This is a genomic window from Nonomuraea sp. 10N515B, assembly GCF_052245915.1.
Classification (GTDB): domain Bacteria; phylum Actinomycetota; class Actinomycetes; order Streptosporangiales; family Streptosporangiaceae; genus Nonomuraea.
In genome coordinates this window covers 22,521-40,946 of the sequence record NZ_JBQQBQ010000075.1, presented here as the reverse complement: position 1 = coordinate 40,946, position 18,426 = coordinate 22,521, and the positions used below count along the sequence as shown (strand labels likewise).

Sequence of the window (18,426 nt, the reverse complement as noted above, 5' to 3'; positions counted from 1 at the left end):
GTGCCCGTGGAGGACCTGGAACGCGTCGAGGGGCTGGCCGTCGGCGGCCTGCGCACCGTGCCGGTCCGTTGGTGACCGCCTGATCGACACCCGGAGGGAATCATCATGAAAGTCATCGTCGACGAGGTCAAATGCTGCGGCGCCGGCCAGTGCGTGCTGATCGCGCCGGAGGTGTTCGACCAGCGCGAGGACGACGGCATCGTCATCCTGCTCGAGGCCGAGCCCGGCGCTGACCAGCACCCCTTGGTCCGCGAGGCCGCCGCCGTCTGCCCCGCCGCCGCCATCGAGCTCAGCGAAGAAGCGTGAGCCGAGGGCCGATCCAGGCGTCAGCCCGGGTGCCTGGCCAGGTGGTCGGCGCGCCGGATCGGCTCGGGGAGCCGGTAGCGCGGGGCGAGGCGGAGGACCTGGTCCGTGGCCGTGTCCAGGGCGATGCGGTGTCCTTGGGAGACGTACACCGGCTTGACGCCGCGTTGCGTGCGCAGCGCCCGCCCCACCGTGGCTCCCTCGTGCACGATCGGCGTCCACGCCCCGCGCTGCGGCCCCGGTGGCTCGTGCGTGCCGACGAACGGCGTCTTGCCCACACCCAGCGCCGGTAGCCCCGTCAGCACGCCGACGTGGCAGGCCAGGCCGAACCCGCGCGGGTGCGCCAGCCCGTATCCGTCGCAGACCAGCAGGTCCGGCGTCACCGTGAGCTGCTCGAGCGCCTCGACCAGCGCGGGCAGCTCGCGGAAGGCGAACAGGCCGGGCACGTACGGGAACGCCGCCTTCCCGTGGACGACCACCTGCTCCACCACGGCCAGGTCGGCGGCGTCCAGGACGACCACCGCGGCCGTCAGGCTGTCGCCCGGGCCGTGGTAGTGCACGTCCAGGCCCGCCACCAGGGTGAAGGTGTCCGGCCCGGTGAGCTCGACGTGCCCGCGGAGCCGGTCCTGAAGGGCCTGCGCCTCGGCGACCGTGGAGGGCCATGGGTGAAGCTGCTCAACCTGCACCCGACCCACCGTAGTGCCCCGCCCGCAGGGACAAATCGGACAACACATAGCATGTCCCCGTGATCTTCGGCGAAGCTCTCGGCCTGCTCGCGGTCGGCGTCGTGGCCGGTGTGGTGAGCACGGTCGTGAGCCTCGCCTCGATCATCTCCTACCCGGCCCTCCTGGCCTTCGGCCTGCCCCCGCTGGCCGCGAACGTCACCAACACCGTCGCCCTCGTCTTCACTGGCGTCGGCGCGGCCGCCGGATCGCGTCCCGAGCTGGCCGGCGAGGGCGGCCGCGTGCTGAGGCTCGGCCCGGTGGCCGCGCTCGGCGGGGCGTCGGGCGCCCTTTTGCTGCTGGTGACCCCCGCCAGGACGTTCGAGCTGATCGCGCCCTGGCTGATCGCGATGGCGTCCTTGTTGCTGGCCCGGCCACCGTCCGGGCGGGTGCGCGGCGAGCACGGGATTCTGGGCCGGGTGGGGCTGTTCACCGTGACGATCTATGTGGGGTACTTCGGCGCTGCCGGGGGCATCCTGGTGTTCGCCGTGCTGGCCGCCATGCTCGACCACCCCGCGGCCAAGGTGAACGCGATGAAGAACGTCATGACGGGGCTGGCGAACGCGGTGGCGGCGCTCGGGTTCGCGATCTTCGGGCCGGTCGACTGGGGCGCAGCGCTGCCAGACGCGTACGGACGGCAACCGTTGTGACGAAGTCCCCGCGATACGCGACCAGCGGTGGCTGGGTCGGGCCCAAGATCGCGCGTCGGATGCCGGGCCACAGCCTGCGTTACCTGGCGGCCCTGTGCGGGCTGGCGGTGGCGCTCAAGCTGGGCTGGGACTCGTACGCGCGCTGACGGCACGCTCTGGGCCGGGTCTCGTACGCGCGCCCGCGGCACGTTCGGCGACGAGCGCGGCGAAGCGCATCGTCACCTCGCGCCAGATCGGCGTGGACACCGGCTCGTCGGCCGCCGCCCTGGCATAGACCTCGCCGGGATCGAAGCCGTCCGCGCGCCACTCCCGGATGCGCGCAGGCAGCACCTCGGGGTGAAACTGCACGCCCCAGGCCCGCTCGCCCACCCGGAACGCCTGGTAGGGGCACGCCTGCGTCTCCGCCAGCCAGACGGCGCCCGCGGGCAGCGCGGTGATCGCGTCCTTGTGGTGCTCCACGGCGGGCACCACCGGGGGAAGCCCGTGGAAGAGCGGGTCGTCGGCGGCCTCTTGCCTGATCGTGAGCGGGACGCTGCCGTTCTCCGGCGTGCCCGCGTCGCCCATGACCTCACCCCCCGCGACCTGGGCGATCATCTGACCGCCCAGGCAGATGCCGAGCAGCGGCACCCCCTCCGCCAGCGCCTGCCCCACCAGCCGCCGGGCGTCCGCCAGCCATGGGGCCCGGTCGTCGTCGCCGGGCAGGTAGCCGCCACCCAGCATGATCATGGCATCGTGGCCGAGCCGATCGGGCAGGGGAGCGCCGTCGTGGGCGAGCACGACGTCCAGCTCATGCCCGGCCTCGGCCAGCCAGTCGCCCAGCCGGGCCGGGCCGCCGCTCCGGCTGTTCTGCACGACCAGCACGTCACCCATCACATGCCTCCGCCATCCACTCGTTGATCAGCCGGTCGTCGCTCACGGGAGGTTCGCCGCCCTGGCGGTGTGGCGCAGCAGCAGCGCGGTCGTCACCGGGCCGACGCCGCCGGGCACCGGGGTCAGCGCCCCGGCCACGCCCGCGACCGCGTCGAAGTCGACGTCGCCGGTCAGCCCGCCGTCGTCGGTCGGGTTGGTGCCGACGTCGATCACGACCGCATCCGGCGCGACGTGCCCCGCGCCGATCAGCCCCGCCCGGCCGGCGGCCGCGACCAGCACCTCGGCCGTGGAGGTGACGGAGGCCAGATCACGGGTGCGCGAGTGGCAGACGGTGACCGTGGCGTGCCGGTCGAGCAGCAGGTGGGCGAGCGGCTTGCCGACCACGGTCGAGCGGCCGACCACGACGGCCCGGCGCCCCTCCAGCTCCACCTCGTAGTGGTCGAGCAAGGCCATGACGGCCGCGGCGGTGGCGGGCGGGAACGCCGGTCGCCCGGCCGCCAGCCGGCCGAGCGAGAGCGGGTTGGCGCCGTCGACGTCCTTGCGCGGGTCGATCGACGCGGCCAGCTCCTGCGCCGAGGAGCCGGAGGGCAAGGGCGTCTGCAGCAGCACGCCGTGAACGCCGGAGTCGCCGCTGAGCCTGGTCAGCATCTCGCCGATCTGCTCAGGGCGGGCACCGGGCCCCAGGTCGACCACGTCGCAGGCGATGTCGACGCCGGTCGCGGCCTTGGCGAGCGACCGGACATACCACAGGCTCGCCTCGTCGTCCGTGGCCACCACCACGGCCAGCCGCGGCTGAGGGCCCGCCGCGGCCTCGGCCTGCGTCTGGGCGCGGATGGCGGCGGCCAGTTCCTTGCCGGTCAGCGTCTTCACCGGTTGATCTCCTCGCGCACCTCGGCGGTCACCCAGTCTGCCCTGGCGACGGCCGGGTCCACGGCGGACAGGCGGATGTTCAGCTTCTCGCGTACTCGTTCGTCCTTGACCCCGCCGAGGTTGACCTCGACGTTCACCCTCGCGGTGGTGAGCGCGGCGCGTGCGGCCTCCGCCGCGGCGGCCACGTCGGTGACGACGTTGCGGTTGCCGATCGGCAGCAGCAGCTCACACAGCTCGATCATCCGCGTGGCCTCCTCGATCACGCGGGCCGGCGGCTCGGCGGCCCCGGCCAGCGCGGCGGCGATCGCGGCGCTGCGCTGCTCGCCCTTGGGCAGCCGGTAGGCGTCGGTGACCGCGGTGAACGCCGCCGCGTCCTCCTCGGCCAGTTTCAACGCCCGCGCCCGCAGCATGTCGGTCTCGGCGATCACGGCGACGACGGTCTCGGCGTGATCGGCGTACTTCTCGCCGGTGCTGTAGCGGGCGACCATGCCGAGCAGGGCGGCGGCCTGGGCGGCGTGCAGGGCCGCCGTCGCGCCGCCGCCCGGAGCCGGCCGCCGGTCGGCCAGTTCGGCCAGGAAGTCGACGATCTTCAAGTCGCGCATGGCGGCATTCTGCCAGCCCATGCGGTGCTCAATCGCGGTACATCGGCCGTGTGGCGTCCTCGGCGCCGCTCTGCGGCGGCAGGTACGGCGACGGCGCCTCACTGTAGGCAGGCGAGTAGACCGTCGGCTCGGCCATGGAGCGCCAGCGCGACGGGAAGAGCGAGACCACCAGCAGCAACACGCCGAGCACCAGATGGAGCCCCGTGTAGGCGAGGGTGAGGTAGCCGGGCTCCAGGGAGTTGGGCAGCAGGTAGTCCGGCGGCTGCTGCACGCCCAGCGCCGCCAGCAGGGGCAGGACGCCCAGGCCGGTGAACGCCAGGCCGCCGAGGAGGGAGGCGACGGGTGACAGGCGCGAACCGGCCAGGAACGCCAGTCCGATGCCGGTGGCGACCAGGACGCCCACCGCAGGCCAAGAGATCTGGAACGCCCTTGCGGCCTCCAGACGGAGCTCGCCGACGCCGAACCACAGCCCGGCGGCGACCAGGGGAGGAAGGAGCAGCCCGGCGACCACTCCGAGGACATGACGGGCACCATTTGACATGACAAACCCCGTTTGTGTGGTTACGCCCCAACCTACCGTGCGCGCTCCCTCAGCGTGGGGTGGTCGTCGAGTCCAGCCAGGTGTCGATGAGCTCGGTGAAGTCCTCGCCTGTGTGCTCGTTGATCCACTTGATGAACGACGCCCGGTCCTGGGTCGTGTTGCGGTGCTCCTGCGGCCACGCCTTCGTCATCGCGAAGAACCTCTTGTCGCCGAGCCGCTCCCTGATCTCGTGCAGCATGATCGCCGGCCCGTAGTAGACGTTGCTCTGCGCGAACGAGTCCCGCCGGTACCGGCCCGGGGGACCGTTCTCCTTGCGCAGCTTGGCGTCCAGGCGGCGGATGCTCGCGATGTAGGGGTCGATCGAGTGACCCTGGTCGTCGGCGTACCACTGCAATTCGAAGTACATGGCGAAACCCTCGTTCAGCCACAGGTCGCGCCAGGTGCGCGGGGTGACGGTGTTGCCGAACCAGTGGTGCGCCAGCTCGTGCGCCACCACCGACGGCTCCATGAACCGCGGGCCGAGCGCGATCATCTGCTGCGTCTCCATGCCGGAGTCGCTCGTGGTCACCAGGCCGGCGCTCCGGAACGGGTACGGGCCCAGCTTCTTCTCCAGCCACTTCATGATCGCCGGCGTCCGGCGGGCCACGGGGAGGGACTTGGCCGCGTCCTGGGGGCGGATCCAGTAGGTGATCGGGATGCCGCGGGGACCCTTGTCCTTGTACATGCGGAACTTGTCGGCCGCGAACACCGTCAGGTAACTGGCCACGGGGTCGGTCGACTTCCAGCGGAACGTGCTCGACCCGCCCTTCGTGCTCTTGCCCTTGTACGTGCCGTGCGCGACGCCCGACCAGCCCTTGGGCACCGTGATCGCCACGTCGTACAGCGCCTCGTCCGACGGATGGTCGTTGACCGGGAACCAGGTGAACGCACCGAACGGCTCCTGCAGAGCCCACGCCCTGCCGCCGTCGCCGGTGTGGAAGCCGAGCATGCTGATGTCCTTGCGCCGCTGATTGGCGTCCACCGGCCGGGGCCGGCCGTGGTAGCGCACGGTCACGACGGCGCCCTCACCGGCCTTCAACGGCTTGGCCAGGGGGACGGACAGGTCGTTCCCGGTATGCCGGGGCCTGGCGCTCGTGCCGTTCACCGTGACCTGATCGACCTTCAGCGCGCGCCCGAAGTCGACGGTGAGGCGGGTGACGGGCTTGACGGCGCGCAGCGTCAGCTTCGCCGTGCCGGTGAGCGTGCGGCTCGACGGCTTCCAGCCCAGCGTCAGATCGTAGTGGAGCACGTCGATCGCCGGGTTGCCGTAGGCGGGGAACACCGGATCCTTGACGGGCTGCGACCTGCCCTTCTCGTACGCGCTCAGGTCCACCTCGGGACGCGGCGCGAGGGCCACCGGCTGGGCGAACTGCGCCTGGCTCGTGGCGGGCGGCGGTGCGCCACAGCCCGATACGGCCGGCAAAAGGGTCAGAAGTAATAAAGGGGGCCTCCGCATTCGGGCAAAGGTAACGAACCGCCTCGGTACCCACAAGAGCTTTCGATCAATCAGATCGTTTCTGCAAACTCCCTGTGAAGCGCGCAGCACCTCTTCACCTCGGGCAGGGGCACGGGCATCGTGGGCCGCATGAGATCCGCGATCCTGAAGACCGCAGCAAGCGCCTTAATCGTGCTCCTGCTGGGCACCGTGCCCGCGCAGGCCACGTCGAAGCCGGACCAGTTCGCGCTGCCCAACGGGTTCCAGCCGGAGGGGATCGCGATCGGGGGCGGGCCCTACGCCTACTTCGGCTCCCGTGCGACCGGTGACATCTACCGGGCCGATCTGCGCACCGGTAAGGGGTCGGTCATCAGCAAGGGCCCGGGCACCCCGTCGCTCGGGCTCAAGACCGACGGGCGCGGCCGGCTGTTCGTGGCCGGGGGGACGGGTGGCGACGCCCGCGTGATCGACCTGCGTACCGGGGAGGTCGTCAAATCGTACAAGCTGACCACCGACCCGGCGTTCGTCAACGACGTCATCCTCACCGGGGGTGCGGCCTACTTCACCGACTCCCGCAACCCCGTCCTGTACAAGCTCGCGCTCGGCCGCGGCGGCGCTCTCCCCGACGAGGCCGTCAAGATTCCGCTCAGTGGGGCCATCCAGTACACGACCGGTAACAACGCCAACGGCATCGCGATCAGCCCCGACCGCAAGTCACTGCTGATCGTCCAGTCGAACACCGGCAAGCTGTTCGAGGCAGACCCGGCCACCGGCGTCACCACAGAGGTGGACCTGGGCGGCGAGCTGCTCACCAACGGCGACGGCCTGCTGCTGTCCGGCAGCACCCTGTACGCCGTGCTCAACCGCGCCAACACCGTCGCCGTCATCGGCCTGGCCGCCGACGGCTCGTCCGGGAAGATCGTCAAGCGACTGACCGATCCGCGCTTCGACGTCCCGACCACGGTCGCCAAGTACGGCCACCGCCTCTACCTGCCCAACGCCCGCTTCACCACCACGCCGACGCCTGACACGGCGTACAACGTGGTAGCGATCAAGCCCTGATCGGCGTCGGGCGGGCGAGGCGCTCCGGCGTTCGCCGCGCAGGGCGACCCGGCGGGGTGAACGTCCTAGTGCGGCGGGCGCAGTGCGGCGAGCTGCTCCTCGAAGGGCACGACGCTCTCCTCCTGCTCCGCCCGCGCGCTGGGCGCGCGGTGCCGGAGCAGGTCGGCCAGCTCGCCGGCGGCGCGCTCGATGCGCTCGCCCAGGCCGTCGGTGAAGGCGTCGCCCGCGCCGCCCCAGTCCTCCGCGGCCGCGTACACGGCGGTCGGGACGACGACGGCCCGCAGGTAGGCGAACAGCGGCCGCAGCGCGTGCTCCAGCGACAGCGAGTGGCGGGCCGTCCCGCCGGTGGCGGCGATCAGCACGGGCTTGCCCGCCAGCGCGGTGTTGTCGACCACGTCGAAGAACGACTTGAACAACCCGCTGTAGGAGCCACTGAAGATCGGCGTGACCGCGATGATCCCGTCGGCCTCCGTGACCGCCTCGATCGCCGCGCGCAGCCGGGCGCCGGGGAACCCGGTCACGAACGCGTGCGCGACGTCCACGGCCAGCTCACGCAACTCGATCACCCGCGGCTCGACGGCCGCGAGCTCGGCCGGGCCCGCCGGCGGCGGCACGCGCCCGGCCGCGGGCTCCTCCGGCGCCTCCTGCTCCGCCAGTCGTCGGGTCACGGCCTCGGCGAGGCGGTCGGCGAGCAGGCGGGTCGAGGAGGGCTGGGTCAGCCCCGCCGTGACGACGACCAGCTTCATGATGTCCCCTTCCTCAGGCTTCGACGGTGGCGGCGGAGGCGGTGGTGACGGCGGCGGCCGTCTTGGCCGCGAGCAGGGAGGCGTGCGTGGGCGCGTCCGGCACCTCGGCCGGCCTGCCCTTGGCGAACTCCGCACGCAGCACCGGCACGACCTCCTCGCCGAGGATGTCGAGCTGCTCCAGCACGGTCTTCAGCGGCAGCCCCGCGTGGTCCATCAGGAACAGCTGGCGCTGGTAGTCGCCGAAGAACTCCCTGAACTGCAGCGTCCGGTCGATGACCTGCTGCGGGCTGCCCACGGTGAGCGGCGTCTCGGCCATGAACTCCTCCAGCGACGGCCCGTGGCCGTACACGGGGGCGACGTCGAAGTACGGGCGGAACTCGCGTACCGCGTCCTGGGAGTTCTTGCGCATGAACACCTGGCCGCCGAGCCCCACGATGGCCTGCTCGGGCGTGCCGTGCCCATAGTGGGCGTACCGCTGCCGGTAGAGGTGGATCAGCCGCATGAAGTGCTCCTTCGGCCAGAAGATGTTGTTGGCGAAGAAGCCGTCACCGTAGTAGGCGGCCTGCTCGGCGATCTCCGGGCTGCGGATCGAGCCGTGCCACACGAACGGCGGCACCTCGTCCAGCGGCCGCGGCGTCGAGGTGAAGCCCTGCAGCGGCGTGCGGAAGCGGCCCTCCCAGTCCACCACGTCCTCGCGCCACAGCCGGTGCAGCAGCGCGTAGTTCTCGATGGCGAGCGGGATGCCCTGCCTGATGTCCTGGCCGAACCACGGGTAGACGGGCCCGGTGTTGCCCCGGCCCATCATCACGTCCACCCGCCCGTTCGCCAGGTGCTGCAGCATGGCGAAGTCCTCGGCGATCTTCACCGGGTCGTTGGTGGTGATCAGCGTGGTGGCGGTGGAGAGGACGAGGCGCTCGGTCTTGGCCGCGATGTAGCCGAGCATCGTCGTGGGGGAGGACGGCACGAACGGCGGGTTGTGGTGCTCGCCCGTCGCGAACACGTCAAGCCCGACCTCCTCGGCCTTGAGCGCGATCGTCACCATCGCCTTGATCCGCTCGTGCTCCGTCGGCGTCCTGCCGGTCGTGGGGTCCATGGTCACGTCGCCCACGCTGAAGATTCCGAACTGCACTTTAGTCACCATCCATGACTGTTGAATCTTTGACGGCTACGGTAGCGCAAGGGCCTTCCGCGTTATTCCATCATCGGGCATGGTGGTCTGTGCGTGGTCAGAGTGCGTTGATGTCCGCCGGGCCGAGGATCCGCTTGGGTGCGCCCCGCTCGGCGACTGTGATCATGGCCTGCCCGATCCGCTCCGTCGTGGTCACCGCGGACGGGAAGAGCAGCCGGAACAGCGGGTACAACGGCCGACTCGCGACGTAGGCCAGCCGGTAGAGCCGGGTGCGCGAGGTGATGCCGTGCAGCGGCTGAATGAAGCCGGGCCGGAACATGTACGCCTGGAGCGGCAGCGCCAGCAGCGCGTTCTCGGTCTCCCCCTTCACCCTGGCCCACATTGCCCGCCCGTGGGCGTTCGTCCCGGCGCCCGACACGTACACGAATGTCGAGCCGGGATTGAGCCGCGCCAGGGTGTTCGCCACGGACAGCGTGTAGTCGTAGGTGATGTGCCGGTAGTCCCCCTCGCTCATCCCGGCCGACGAGACGCCCAGGCAGAAGAAGCACGCGTCGAAACCCGTCAGGCGCTCCTCGATGGAGGCCAGGTCGAGCAGGTTGCCATGGAGGATGTGCCGCAGCTTGGGGTGGTCGAGGCCTGTCGGGGAGCGGCCGACCGCGAGCACGGCCGACACCCGCTCGTCGAGCAGGCATTCCCGCAGCACGCCGCGGCCGACCATGCCGGTCGCGCCAAAGATGATCACGTTCACGCCGGACTCGCTCCGATCGTCTCGCCGATGCCCTCAGGGAGAGGATATGGACTACGGCTGCATGGCCTTGGTCCGGTGCACGGCCTGGAGCAGCCCGATCGCCAGCAGCCCGGCGACCGTGGCCGAGCCGCCGTACGACACGAACGGCAGCGGCACGCCCACGATCGGCATGAGCCCCACCGTCATGCCCACGTTCACGAACGTCTGGAACGCCAGCCACGACACCACGGCCCCGGCCAGCACGGCCCCGTAGGGCGAGGCGCTGTGCCGCGCGATCGACAACCCCCGCCACAGCAGCACGCCGATGGTCAGCACGATGGCCGCGGCCCCCGCGAAGCCGAACTCCTCACCCGCCACGGTGAAGATGAAGTCGGTGTGCTGCTCGGGCACGAAGTGCCCGGCGGTCTGCTCGCCGTTGAACAGCCCCTTGCCGGACAGACCGCCGGAGCCGATCGCGATGCGTGCCTGCGCGGCGTTGTACCCCACACCCCCCGGGTCGGCGCCCGGGTTGGCCAGCACGAGCAGCCGCTCCAGCTGGTACGGCCGCACCAGCCCCAGCTTCCACGCCGCCGCCCCCGCGCCCACGGCGCCCGCGACGAGCACCAGCAGCCACCGCTTGGGCGCCCCCGACACCAGCAGCGCCCCGCTCACCATGGCCGCGAACACCAGCATCGTCCCAAGGTCCGGCTGCAACGCGATCAACCCGATCGGCACCGCGGCCAGCACCAACGCCAGCAGAACCCCGCCGAACCCGGGCCTGCTCTGTCCGTCGCGCAGCTCCGCCAGCGGCACCGCGAACGCCAGCGCCAGCGCTACCTTGGCGAACTCCGACGGCTGGAACTGCACCCCGGGCGCCAGCACGATCCACGAGTGCGCCCCGTTCACCCGAACCCCGAGCGGCGTCAGCACACCCGCCAGCGACACCAGCGCCAGCACGTACGCCAGCGGCACGTACGCCCGCAGCACCCGCAGGTCGCATCGCGACACGAACCACATGAGGACGAGCCCGAGCCCGACGCTCACCGCCTGCCTGATCAGCAGCCCGTAGTCGCCCTCCATCCGCGTGGCCGACCACACCAGCAGCAGCCCGACCACGGACAGGGCCAGGGCCAGCAGCGTCAGCGTCCAGTCGGGCGCCGCCAGCGTGGGCGCCCACACGACCCGCCGCTTCCCGGTCGTCACCGCGATCATCGCCGCCCCCTCAAACCGATGATGCCCTCCCAGATGTCCCTGGCCGCCGGCGCCGCGCCCTCCGCGCCACGGCCGCCCTCCGACAGCACGACGACGACGGTGTAGGCGGGATCCGGGGCAAACGAGGCGAACCAGGAGGTGTCCCGGTGCCCGAACGACTCGGCCGTCCCCGTCTTCCCGGCCACCGCGACCTTGCCGAACGGGAACCCCTTGAACGCGCCCTCCGCCGTGCCCTTCTTCGGCACCTGGCTCAGCGCGTTCCTGATGAACCGCAGCGTCTCCGCCGAGGCCGGCAGCCGCCCGGCCACCGGCGGTGTGATGGTCTCGACCGTGGTCCCGTCGGGCCGGACGACCTTCATCCCGACGCGCGGGCTGTGCAGCGTCCCGCCGTTGGCGACGGCCGCGTACGCGCGGGCCAGCTGCAGCGGCGTGACCAGCACGCCGCCCTGCCCGATGGAGAAGTTGGCCGCGTCGCCGCCCCGCCACTCGCCGCCGCCGCGGCAGTTCTCCTTGGCGATCGCGGTCAGGTACGCCGCCCGCCCGCGGTCGGCCATCTCCGGGTACCCCTTGGCGGCCCGGCGGCAGCTCTCCTCGCGGGTGGCCCGCCACAGCGCCTTCTTCGCGGCCCGATCGGGCACCGCGCCGGCCGCCTCACCGGGCAGGTCCACTCCTGTCGGTTTGCCGAAGCCGAACCCACGCGCGGTCTTCTCCAAGGCCTCGGACCCCCGCTCCCACAGCTGGTCGGCCAGCCGGTAGAAGATCGTGTCGCAGGACTGGACCAGCGCCCCGTGCATGGTCATCAGGCCGAGGTCGGCGCTGGCGAAGTTCCTGAACACCCGGTTGCCCACCGTGTAGCCGCTGGGGCAGTCGTAGAACGCGCCGAGCCCGTACCCGGCGTTCGCGGCCGCCGCGACCGAGGCGACCTTCCATGTTGAGCCGGGCGCCCACTCGCCCTGCACGGCCTGCGACAGCAGCGGCAGCCGCTTGTACTCGCGGGCGCTCACGCCGTCGGTCCACACGGCCGGGTCGTAGGCGGGCAGCCCCGCCAGCGCGACCAGGCGGCCGGTCTGCGACTCCATCACCACGGCCGCGCCCGACTTCGCGCCGCTCGTGGTCAGCGCCCGGGCGACCGCCTGCTCGGCGATGGTCTGGATGCGGGAGTCGAGGCTGGTCACGAGCGTGTTGCCGGGCACGGGCGGGTCCTGGCGGAGCGTCCTGGTGACCTGCCCGGTGTTGTCCACGGCCACGTCGCGCCGCCCGGCGCGACCGGCCAGCTCCCGGTCGTACACGCCTTCGAGCCCGTCACGGCCCTTGGCGCCCTGCACGTACCCGAGGGTGTGGGCCGCGGCCGCGCCGAACGGGTAGACCCGCACCGGCCGCAGCTCCGTGCGCACGCCGGGGAAGTCCTGCTGCCGCTCGCTGATCTGCAGCGCGGTCTGCGCCGTGACGTCCTCGGCGACGGGGATCGGCTCGTACGGCGAGCCCTGCCAGCACGGCTGCGCCACCTCAGGCCCGCACAACCGGACCTTCTCCGCGATCTGCCGGTACGGCTGCCGCAGCACCTCGCCGAGGCGCTCCAGCACCGCCCGCCCGCCGTCGGGCTGGTGGGCCAGCGCCACCGCGTCCACCGTGACCACCGGCCTGGTCCGGTTCGTCACCAGCGGACGCCCGGCCACGTCCACGATCTGCCCGCGCACCGGCGGCACCGGCACGGTCCTGATCCGCACGTCCGCCGCGGCCCGCACGTACTCGGCCCCGCTGACCACCTGCAGGAACCACAGCCGCCCCACCAGCGTGGCCACCATCGCCACCACGACCAGCCGCAACACGAACAATCTGGCCTTAGACACGCCGCATCGCCACCCTCGGCTCGGCCTCCACGGAGTGCCGGCGGCGCAGCAACACGGGGCTCACCAGCGCCCCGAGCGCCACCGTCCACGCGAGCGTCCACGGCAGCGCCGCGAGCGCGGCCCGCCACGGCTCGTCGCCGAGCGCGACCGCCGCGCCGGCCTGCAGCAGCGTGCCGGCGGCGGCGCCGGCCGCACCTGCCAGCAGAGGATTGCGCTCCCGTGTCCGCCCTTCCGGCAGGGCAGCGCCCTCGCGCCAGTGGCCGGCCAGCAGGCCCGTCACCGCCAGCACCAGCGCCGTGCGCCCCACCGTGCCGTCGGCCGGTGGCGTCACGTCGGCGGCGAGCCCGGCGGCGAGCCCGGCCACGCAGCCCCAGACCGGCCCCCTGGACAGCGCCAGCCACACCACGGCGAGCACCACCAGGTCGGGACCGCCCCACGGCGACCTGTTGATCAGCAGCACCTGCAGCAGCGGCGCCAGGATGAGGAACAGCACCAGCACGGCTCACCTCCCTGCGCCGCCGACGGCGAAAGCACCAGCCGCATGGCTCACCTCCCGGTGTCGGGCACGACCACCGCGACCAGGTCGAGCGCGGACAGCCGGGCGGCGGGCCGCACCAGTGCCGTGCGCGTGGCCGCGCCGGGCGCCCGCTCGATCCGCGCGACCGTGCCGATGGGCAGCCCGGCCACATACGGCCGGCCGCCGGCCGACCCGAGCGTCACCACCTGGTCGCCGACCTCGAGCGGCGCGTTGGGGTCGAACAGGCTCAGCCGCAGCAGGCCGTCGCCCGGCACTCCCGTCACGACACCCAGCTCGCCGGAGGCCGCCATCCGCGCGCCCACCGACGACCCCCGATCGGTGATCAGCGACACGGACGCGGTGGCCGGGCCCGCCCAGCTGACCTTGCCCACGAGGCCATCGGCGTTCAGCACCGTCACGTCGCGCGTCACGCCCGCCGCCGACCCCGCGTCGATGGTGACGTTCCTGCCCTGCCCGAAGCCGACCACGTGCGCGGAGACGCCACGATAGGGCGCCGGCACCGCCGCCGGCGTGCCCTTGGCCCCGCCGGCGGCCAGCTCGGCCCGCAGGCGGGCGTTCTCCTGCTCCAGCGCCCGCAGGCGCCCCTCGCCGCCCACCGATCGGGTGACCGTGCCGATCGCGCTCTCGACCGTTCCGTACACGGTCGAGCCGGCCGCCCGCAGCGGCTCCAGCGGCATCAGCGTCCGGTCCACCACGACGAGCAGGACCCCGGCGAGTAACACGAGCAGGATGAGCGCCCGCTTCACCGCCGCGACCAATCGGGCAGCAGCACGTCCCGCATCGCCTGGAACCGCTCGACGCAGCGGCCCGCGCCCAGCGCCACCGAGTACAGCGGCTTGTCCACGACCCGGATCGGCATGCCGGTGGCCTGGCCCATCCGCTCGGCCAGGCCGCGCAGCAGGGCCCCGCCGCCGGTCAGCACGATGCCGTTGTCCAGCAGGTCACCGGCCAGCTCGGCCGGGCACTGGTCGAGCGTCGTCTGCACGGCGTCGATGATGGTCTGCACCTGGTCCTCGATGGCCTCGCCGATCTCCTCCGAGGTCATCGTCGCCGTCTTCGGCAGCCCGCTGACCAGGTCGCGGCCGCGTACGGGGGCGCTGGCGTCCGGGGAGATGGCCCGCGGCGCGGCGGCCGGGAGGACGGCCTCCTGCCTGGGCCTGGACCGGAACGGATTCCACCGGCGCGGGGCGGCCGTCGGCTCGGGCTCCTCGTCGTCCACCACGATCGGCGGCACGGAGTCCGCACCGGCGGCCCCCACCCGGTGCCGCCCCCGGGGCGTGATCTCGGCGTCCCGGGAGGGCGCGGGCCGCACCATGCCCAGATCGATCTTCAGCCGCTCAGCCGTACGGTCGCCGAGCAGCAGCGCGTGCTCTTTCTTGGCGTAGGTGATGACGGCCTCGTCCAGCTCGTCGCCGCCGACCCGTAGCGACTTGGCGACCACGACGCCGCTCATGGACACGATGGCGACCTCTGTGGTGCCGCCGCCGATGTCGACCACCATGTTGCCGGTGGCCTCGCCGACCTTCAGCCCGGCGCCGATCGCCGCGGCCATCGGCTCCTCGATGATGTGCACCCGCCGCGCGCCCGCCTCGTAGGCGGCTTCCTTGACCGCCCGCTGCTCGATGGAGGTGGTGCCGCTCGGCACCGCCACCACGATCCGGGGTTTGGCGAGGAACCTGCTGGGGTGCGCCTTCTGGATGAACATGCGTAACATGCGCTCCGCCGCGTCCAGATCCGCGATCACGCCGTCCTTGAGCGGCCTGATCGTGGCGATGTGCGGGGGAGTACGCCCCACCATACGTTTGGCCGCCTTGCCGACGGCCACGACGGTGTTCTTGTGAAGGTTGATCGCGATGACGGAGGGCTCGTTGAGCACGATGCCCTTCCTGCGGACGTAGACGAGAGTGTTGGCGGTGCCTAAGTCGACCGCTATGTCATGACCGAGAAGACCCAATGCGAATGCCATGTGCCGCACAGCCCTTTCGACCCGGTGGGGGCAGGGGGGATACTGCCCGCACTCGCGCTGCCCTCAGGGGTTTCACCACAAACGCAATATCTTTGTAGCGGCCCCATGACCGCAGGTCAGTCCCGGTCCTGCTCAGCGGGCGGTGCGCCAGCTCTGCTCCTCGACGAGCTCCGTGCTGCGCCATCCGGCGGGCGTGCGGCGCATGCGGTGGTGATACCAGCCGCCGCCGTGCAGGAAACCCTCGGTGCCGGCCGCGACCATCTCGCGCGTCGGGGCGAGCGTGTCGGTGAAGGGCGCGCTCACCCGCGCCTGCCCGTCGTGGAAGTCGATCGTGGGGGCGCCGATCAGGTGCAGGCGGCCCGGCCAGTGGGAGAGCACCTCAGCCAGCCAGGCCTTGACCTCCTCCCGTGTGCCCTTGATGCCGCCCGCCGAGGTGTAGTCGATCAGCGCGTCGTCGCTGAACACCTCGTCGAGCAGCTCCCATCGGCCGGAGTCGATGGCGCGGGTGTAGCGGGCCAGCAGGTCCGCGATCTCTAAACGGTCGGCGAACTCCTGAGCGTCCATGGTGTGATCGTCGCGCTAGAAGCGCTCGGTGACCAGCCCGGACAGCCGCTCCCGCGAGGCCCGTACGGTGAACGGCTCGCAGCCCGTGCAGAAGTAGCCGCGGCCGAAGGTGAACTCCACCGTGCCCTTGCCCAGGTTGACCAGCAGACGCTCGTTGTCCACGGTCACGGTCCGCGGAATCTGGCGGGCCGGCATGAGGGGCCGCAGCGCGGCGGCCAGCCGCCTCCTGCCCTCCGGGGTGAAGGCGACCGGGGCGAAGATCTCCCGCACGGTGATCGTCCGCCCAGCGGCCACGTCGTAGGTGACCGCCCGCCACTGCTCGCCCGCCAGCAGGTAGCGCACCGAGATCACCTGAGCGTCGCCGCGTACCACGACATGGGTCCCGGTCACGCTCCCGTGGGCGGCCGGGTTCGCGCGGAGGTCGCGCAGTGTGTCCTCGAGGAGGTCCCTGACCGGCGCGAACAACGCCGCGTTGACCCGCCGCGCGTCCCCGCCCGAGGCCCGCGGGTAGGAGATGTCGATCGTGAGCCGCGGCCGCTGCTCCCGCCAGGCGGCCGAGGTGACCACGAACGCGGGCGGCGCCCCTCGCGCGAGGGGCGCCGCCGCCACGGCGACGAGCACGGCGGCCCCGGCCAGCAGGATCTTTCTCGGCGGCCGCGGCGCCGCCACCCCCGCCACGACGAACGGCCCCGCCACGAACCCCGCCTGCAGGCCCGCCACGGGGTCCAGCGGCAGGCTCGCCAGCCCTCCCGCCACCACCGACGACCCCCACACGGCCGTCCACGACCGGAGCCCTTTCGTGTTCGATCGCCCCAGGACGAGGTAGGTCAGCCCGGCGAGCAGGAGGACGTAGAGCGCACCGGCGAGGTTCTCCAGCGGCGCTTGCGCGACGGACACGGCCGGGGCCGTCACGAAGACCCCGCTGTCGTGGACCTCGGCGAGCGGTTCGACGCCGAACCCGCGGACCGCCCCCGCCACCACCACCACTGCCAGCGCCGCCCCGGCCGCTCGCACGGCGGCCGCCAGGCGTTCCCGCCGGGCCGGCACGTGCTCGCGGACCTGCTTCTTCCAGGCCCGGTACCGCTCGGCCAGCGTCCCCCAGGTCTCCTCGTCTTCCAGCTCGACGATCCGTACGAATCTGGTCAAGCCCACCTGTGAGTGCACGATGAATAACAGCGCCGCCAACCCCGGCACGACGACTCCCGTGAAGAGCGCCGCCTCCCCGGCCGGGGAGATGCCCAGCAGCCGTTCGCCGGTCACCCCGTACGCGATCACGCTGCCCGCGTTCCAGCCCACCGCCGCCGCCAGCGCCAGCACGCCCACCAGCACCACGTAGTCGGAGGCGGGGAAGAGCCGGACGAGCCGCCCCCGTACCGCGAGATGGACGAGGACCGCCGCCGACGCCGCGAACACCGCCGTCACCGTCCACAACCACACCACGGCCGTCCTGCCCAGCACGGGGTCCGGCGGCGCGAGGAAGGCGAGCGCCCGCACCATCACCGGCGTCCCGTCGTCGTACGTGCGCCGCGTCAGCACGGGGTAGCGCGAGGTCACGGCTATGCAGAAGTACGTCAGCGCGAGCGCCGCCCCCGCCACGAGCAGGCTCCACCGCCGATCGGGCCGCACCGGATCCGGGGACGCGGGCTCGCGATCATTCCCCGGGAGCAGGATCTGCAGCCCGGTGCCGGCCAGCGCGAGCAGCAGCGGCGGCACTGCGATCTGCGCGGGCTCGGCGACCAGCGCCCCCCCGATGTCGCGGGCGTACTCCACGGCCCAGGCCGGGTTCAGGGGGTCGGCGAGGAGCGGTTCCCGCATGCCGCGGTCGATCGCGACCACCGCCGCGTACACGATCGGGGCCGCGCACAGCGCGATCCACGCCAGGACGAACGCCCGCCCCGGCCGGCCCTCCACCGGTAATCGCCGCCGCAGCGACCCCTCCAGGTAGCTCGCCACGATGGCCGCCAGCACCACGGCCACCTGGTCGAAGTAGCCGGGCGAGAGCGGCAGCCAGGCCAGCAGCGGCTCCTGGTCCCTGATGAGAACGCTCCACACCAGCGCCCAGCCGAGCACCAGGCAGGGCAGCACCCACCGGCGCGGCCAGAACACCCGCTTGGCCGGCGGCGGGGGAGAGGCCGGCAGGGTGCGCGTCACGGCCAGCGCCGCGAGCGCCGCCACCAGCGCCGTCGCCATGCCCCAGGAGGCGGCGTACGGCGCGGGCTCGGCGAACGCCGACCCGCGCGCCCCCGTCCACGCCAGCACCGCGATCACGCCGGCGGGCCCGCCCGCCAGGCACCAGCAGGCCACCAGCCCCACCCTCGACGGTCCGAAGCCGGACCAGCGGAACGCCGCATACGCTCCGGCCGTGAGCGTCACCGAGAAACCCGCCAGCGTGACCAACGCGATCATCATCGGCCCCTGGCCCAGTCCGGGGAACACCAGCGCCCCCGCGAACGGCCGGCCGAGCAGGAACCCGCCCACGGGCGGCAGGGCGGCCAGGCCCGAGACGGCGAACGCGGAACCCGCGGCCGTGAGCAGGAGCATGCCAGTCGACTTCACCACGCCCCGGTAACTGCCCGCCCAGCGCCGACCCGTGCGCGGAC

20 protein-coding genes are annotated in these 18,426 nt (G+C 72.4%); 4 read left to right on the top strand and 16 right to left on the bottom strand.

Annotation, left to right across the window (positions count from 1 at the left end; all coding sequences use genetic code 11):
- Window positions 1–105: 105 nt before the first annotated feature.
- Complete coding sequence (locus ACTWQA_RS51410; RefSeq protein ID WP_443166121.1) at window positions 106–306, top strand: ferredoxin; 201 nt, start codon at window positions 106–108, stop codon at window positions 304–306.
- A gap of 20 nt (window positions 307–326) precedes the next feature.
- Here ACTWQA_RS51410 and nfi read toward each other — a convergent pair whose 3' ends face one another.
- Window positions 327–989 (bottom strand): deoxyribonuclease V, encoded by a 663-nt coding sequence (gene nfi, locus ACTWQA_RS51405; protein ID WP_443166120.1) that lies wholly within the window; start codon window positions 987–989, stop codon window positions 327–329.
- Window positions 990–1,048: 59 nt separating this feature from the next.
- On the opposite strand from nfi, the gene ACTWQA_RS51400 reads away from it, so the two are divergent.
- Both ACTWQA_RS51400 and ACTWQA_RS51395 read left to right on the top strand, forming a co-directional pair.
- Window positions 1,049–1,675: a sulfite exporter TauE/SafE family protein gene (locus ACTWQA_RS51400; protein WP_443166119.1), complete on the top strand. Its 627-nt coding sequence runs from the start codon at window positions 1,049–1,051 to the stop codon at window positions 1,673–1,675.
- Window positions 1,672–1,821, top strand: a complete 150-nt coding sequence (locus ACTWQA_RS51395; protein ID WP_443166118.1) for a hypothetical protein — start codon at window positions 1,672–1,674, stop codon at window positions 1,819–1,821. Before ACTWQA_RS51400 ends, ACTWQA_RS51395 begins: the two co-directional genes overlap by 4 nt.
- On the opposite strand, the gene ACTWQA_RS51390 is transcribed toward ACTWQA_RS51395, so the two are convergent.
- The 5 genes from ACTWQA_RS51390 to ACTWQA_RS51370 are packed head-to-tail and all read right to left on the bottom strand — an operon-like array spanning window position 1,790 to window position 6,053.
- The gene (locus ACTWQA_RS51390; protein WP_443166117.1) at window positions 1,790–2,545 is read right to left on the bottom strand and encodes a type 1 glutamine amidotransferase; all 756 of its coding nucleotides are present in this window, start codon (window positions 2,543–2,545) and stop codon (window positions 1,790–1,792) included. The genes ACTWQA_RS51395 and ACTWQA_RS51390 overlap by 32 nt on opposite strands.
- 42 nt (window positions 2,546–2,587) lie before the next feature.
- Complete coding sequence (locus ACTWQA_RS51385) at window positions 2,588–3,415, bottom strand: bifunctional 5,10-methylenetetrahydrofolate dehydrogenase/5,10-methenyltetrahydrofolate cyclohydrolase (protein ID WP_443166116.1); 828 nt, start codon at window positions 3,413–3,415, stop codon at window positions 2,588–2,590.
- Window positions 3,412–4,017: a cyclodeaminase/cyclohydrolase family protein gene (locus tag ACTWQA_RS51380; protein WP_443166115.1), complete on the bottom strand. Its 606-nt coding sequence runs from the start codon at window positions 4,015–4,017 to the stop codon at window positions 3,412–3,414. Before ACTWQA_RS51380 ends, ACTWQA_RS51385 begins: the two co-directional genes overlap by 4 nt.
- A 28-nt stretch (window positions 4,018–4,045) precedes the next feature.
- Window positions 4,046–4,558: a hypothetical protein gene (locus ACTWQA_RS51375; protein WP_443166114.1), complete on the bottom strand. Its 513-nt coding sequence runs from the start codon at window positions 4,556–4,558 to the stop codon at window positions 4,046–4,048.
- Window positions 4,559–4,607: 49 nt separating this feature from the next.
- Entirely contained in the window at window positions 4,608–6,053 is a 1,446-nt protein-coding gene (locus tag ACTWQA_RS51370) for a M1 family metallopeptidase (protein WP_443166113.1), read from the bottom strand.
- A 129-nt stretch (window positions 6,054–6,182) separates the two neighbouring features.
- Between ACTWQA_RS51370 and ACTWQA_RS51365 the strand changes: the two genes are divergently transcribed.
- Window positions 6,183–7,094: an SMP-30/gluconolactonase/LRE family protein gene (locus tag ACTWQA_RS51365; protein ID WP_443166112.1), complete on the top strand. Its 912-nt coding sequence runs from the start codon at window positions 6,183–6,185 to the stop codon at window positions 7,092–7,094.
- A gap of 65 nt (window positions 7,095–7,159) precedes the next feature.
- Here the strand turns inward: ACTWQA_RS51365 and ACTWQA_RS51360 are convergent, their stop codons facing one another.
- The 10 genes from ACTWQA_RS51360 to ACTWQA_RS51315 all read right to left on the bottom strand — a co-directional run bounded on the left by ACTWQA_RS51360 (window position 7,160) and on the right by ACTWQA_RS51315 (window position 18,382).
- Window positions 7,160–7,840: an FMN reductase gene (locus ACTWQA_RS51360; RefSeq protein ID WP_443166111.1), complete on the bottom strand. Its 681-nt coding sequence runs from the start codon at window positions 7,838–7,840 to the stop codon at window positions 7,160–7,162.
- Between the two features lie 13 nt (window positions 7,841–7,853).
- On the bottom strand, window positions 7,854–8,969 hold the full coding sequence (locus ACTWQA_RS51355) for an LLM class flavin-dependent oxidoreductase (protein ID WP_443166110.1): 1,116 nt from the start codon (window positions 8,967–8,969) through the stop codon (window positions 7,854–7,856).
- Window positions 8,970–9,066: 97 nt separating this feature from the next.
- The gene (locus ACTWQA_RS51350; protein ID WP_443166109.1) at window positions 9,067–9,717 is read right to left on the bottom strand and encodes an NAD(P)H-binding protein; all 651 of its coding nucleotides are present in this window, start codon (window positions 9,715–9,717) and stop codon (window positions 9,067–9,069) included.
- A gap of 51 nt (window positions 9,718–9,768) precedes the next feature.
- Window positions 9,769–10,908, bottom strand: coding sequence for a rod shape-determining protein RodA (rodA, locus tag ACTWQA_RS51345; protein WP_443166108.1), 1,140 nt, complete (start codon window positions 10,906–10,908; stop codon window positions 9,769–9,771).
- Window positions 10,905–12,758 (bottom strand): penicillin-binding protein 2, encoded by a 1,854-nt coding sequence (gene mrdA / locus ACTWQA_RS51340; protein ID WP_443166107.1) that lies wholly within the window; start codon window positions 12,756–12,758, stop codon window positions 10,905–10,907. The genes rodA and mrdA overlap by 4 nt, the downstream gene beginning before the upstream one ends.
- Entirely contained in the window at window positions 12,751–13,257 is a 507-nt protein-coding gene (locus ACTWQA_RS51335; RefSeq protein WP_443166106.1) for a rod shape-determining protein MreD, read from the bottom strand. Before ACTWQA_RS51335 ends, mrdA begins: the two co-directional genes overlap by 8 nt.
- Before the next feature lie 47 nt (window positions 13,258–13,304).
- Entirely contained in the window at window positions 13,305–14,042 is a 738-nt protein-coding gene (mreC, locus tag ACTWQA_RS51330; protein WP_443166105.1) for a rod shape-determining protein MreC, read from the bottom strand.
- Entirely contained in the window at window positions 14,039–15,262 is a 1,224-nt protein-coding gene (locus ACTWQA_RS51325) for a rod shape-determining protein (protein WP_443166104.1), read from the bottom strand. Before ACTWQA_RS51325 ends, mreC begins: the two co-directional genes overlap by 4 nt.
- A 132-nt stretch (window positions 15,263–15,394) precedes the next feature.
- Complete coding sequence (locus ACTWQA_RS51320; RefSeq protein ID WP_443166103.1) at window positions 15,395–15,826, bottom strand: nuclear transport factor 2 family protein; 432 nt, start codon at window positions 15,824–15,826, stop codon at window positions 15,395–15,397.
- A gap of 15 nt (window positions 15,827–15,841) precedes the next feature.
- Window positions 15,842–18,382: a hypothetical protein gene (locus ACTWQA_RS51315; RefSeq protein ID WP_443166102.1), complete on the bottom strand. Its 2,541-nt coding sequence runs from the start codon at window positions 18,380–18,382 to the stop codon at window positions 15,842–15,844.
- Window positions 18,383–18,426: the final 44 nt, after the last annotated feature.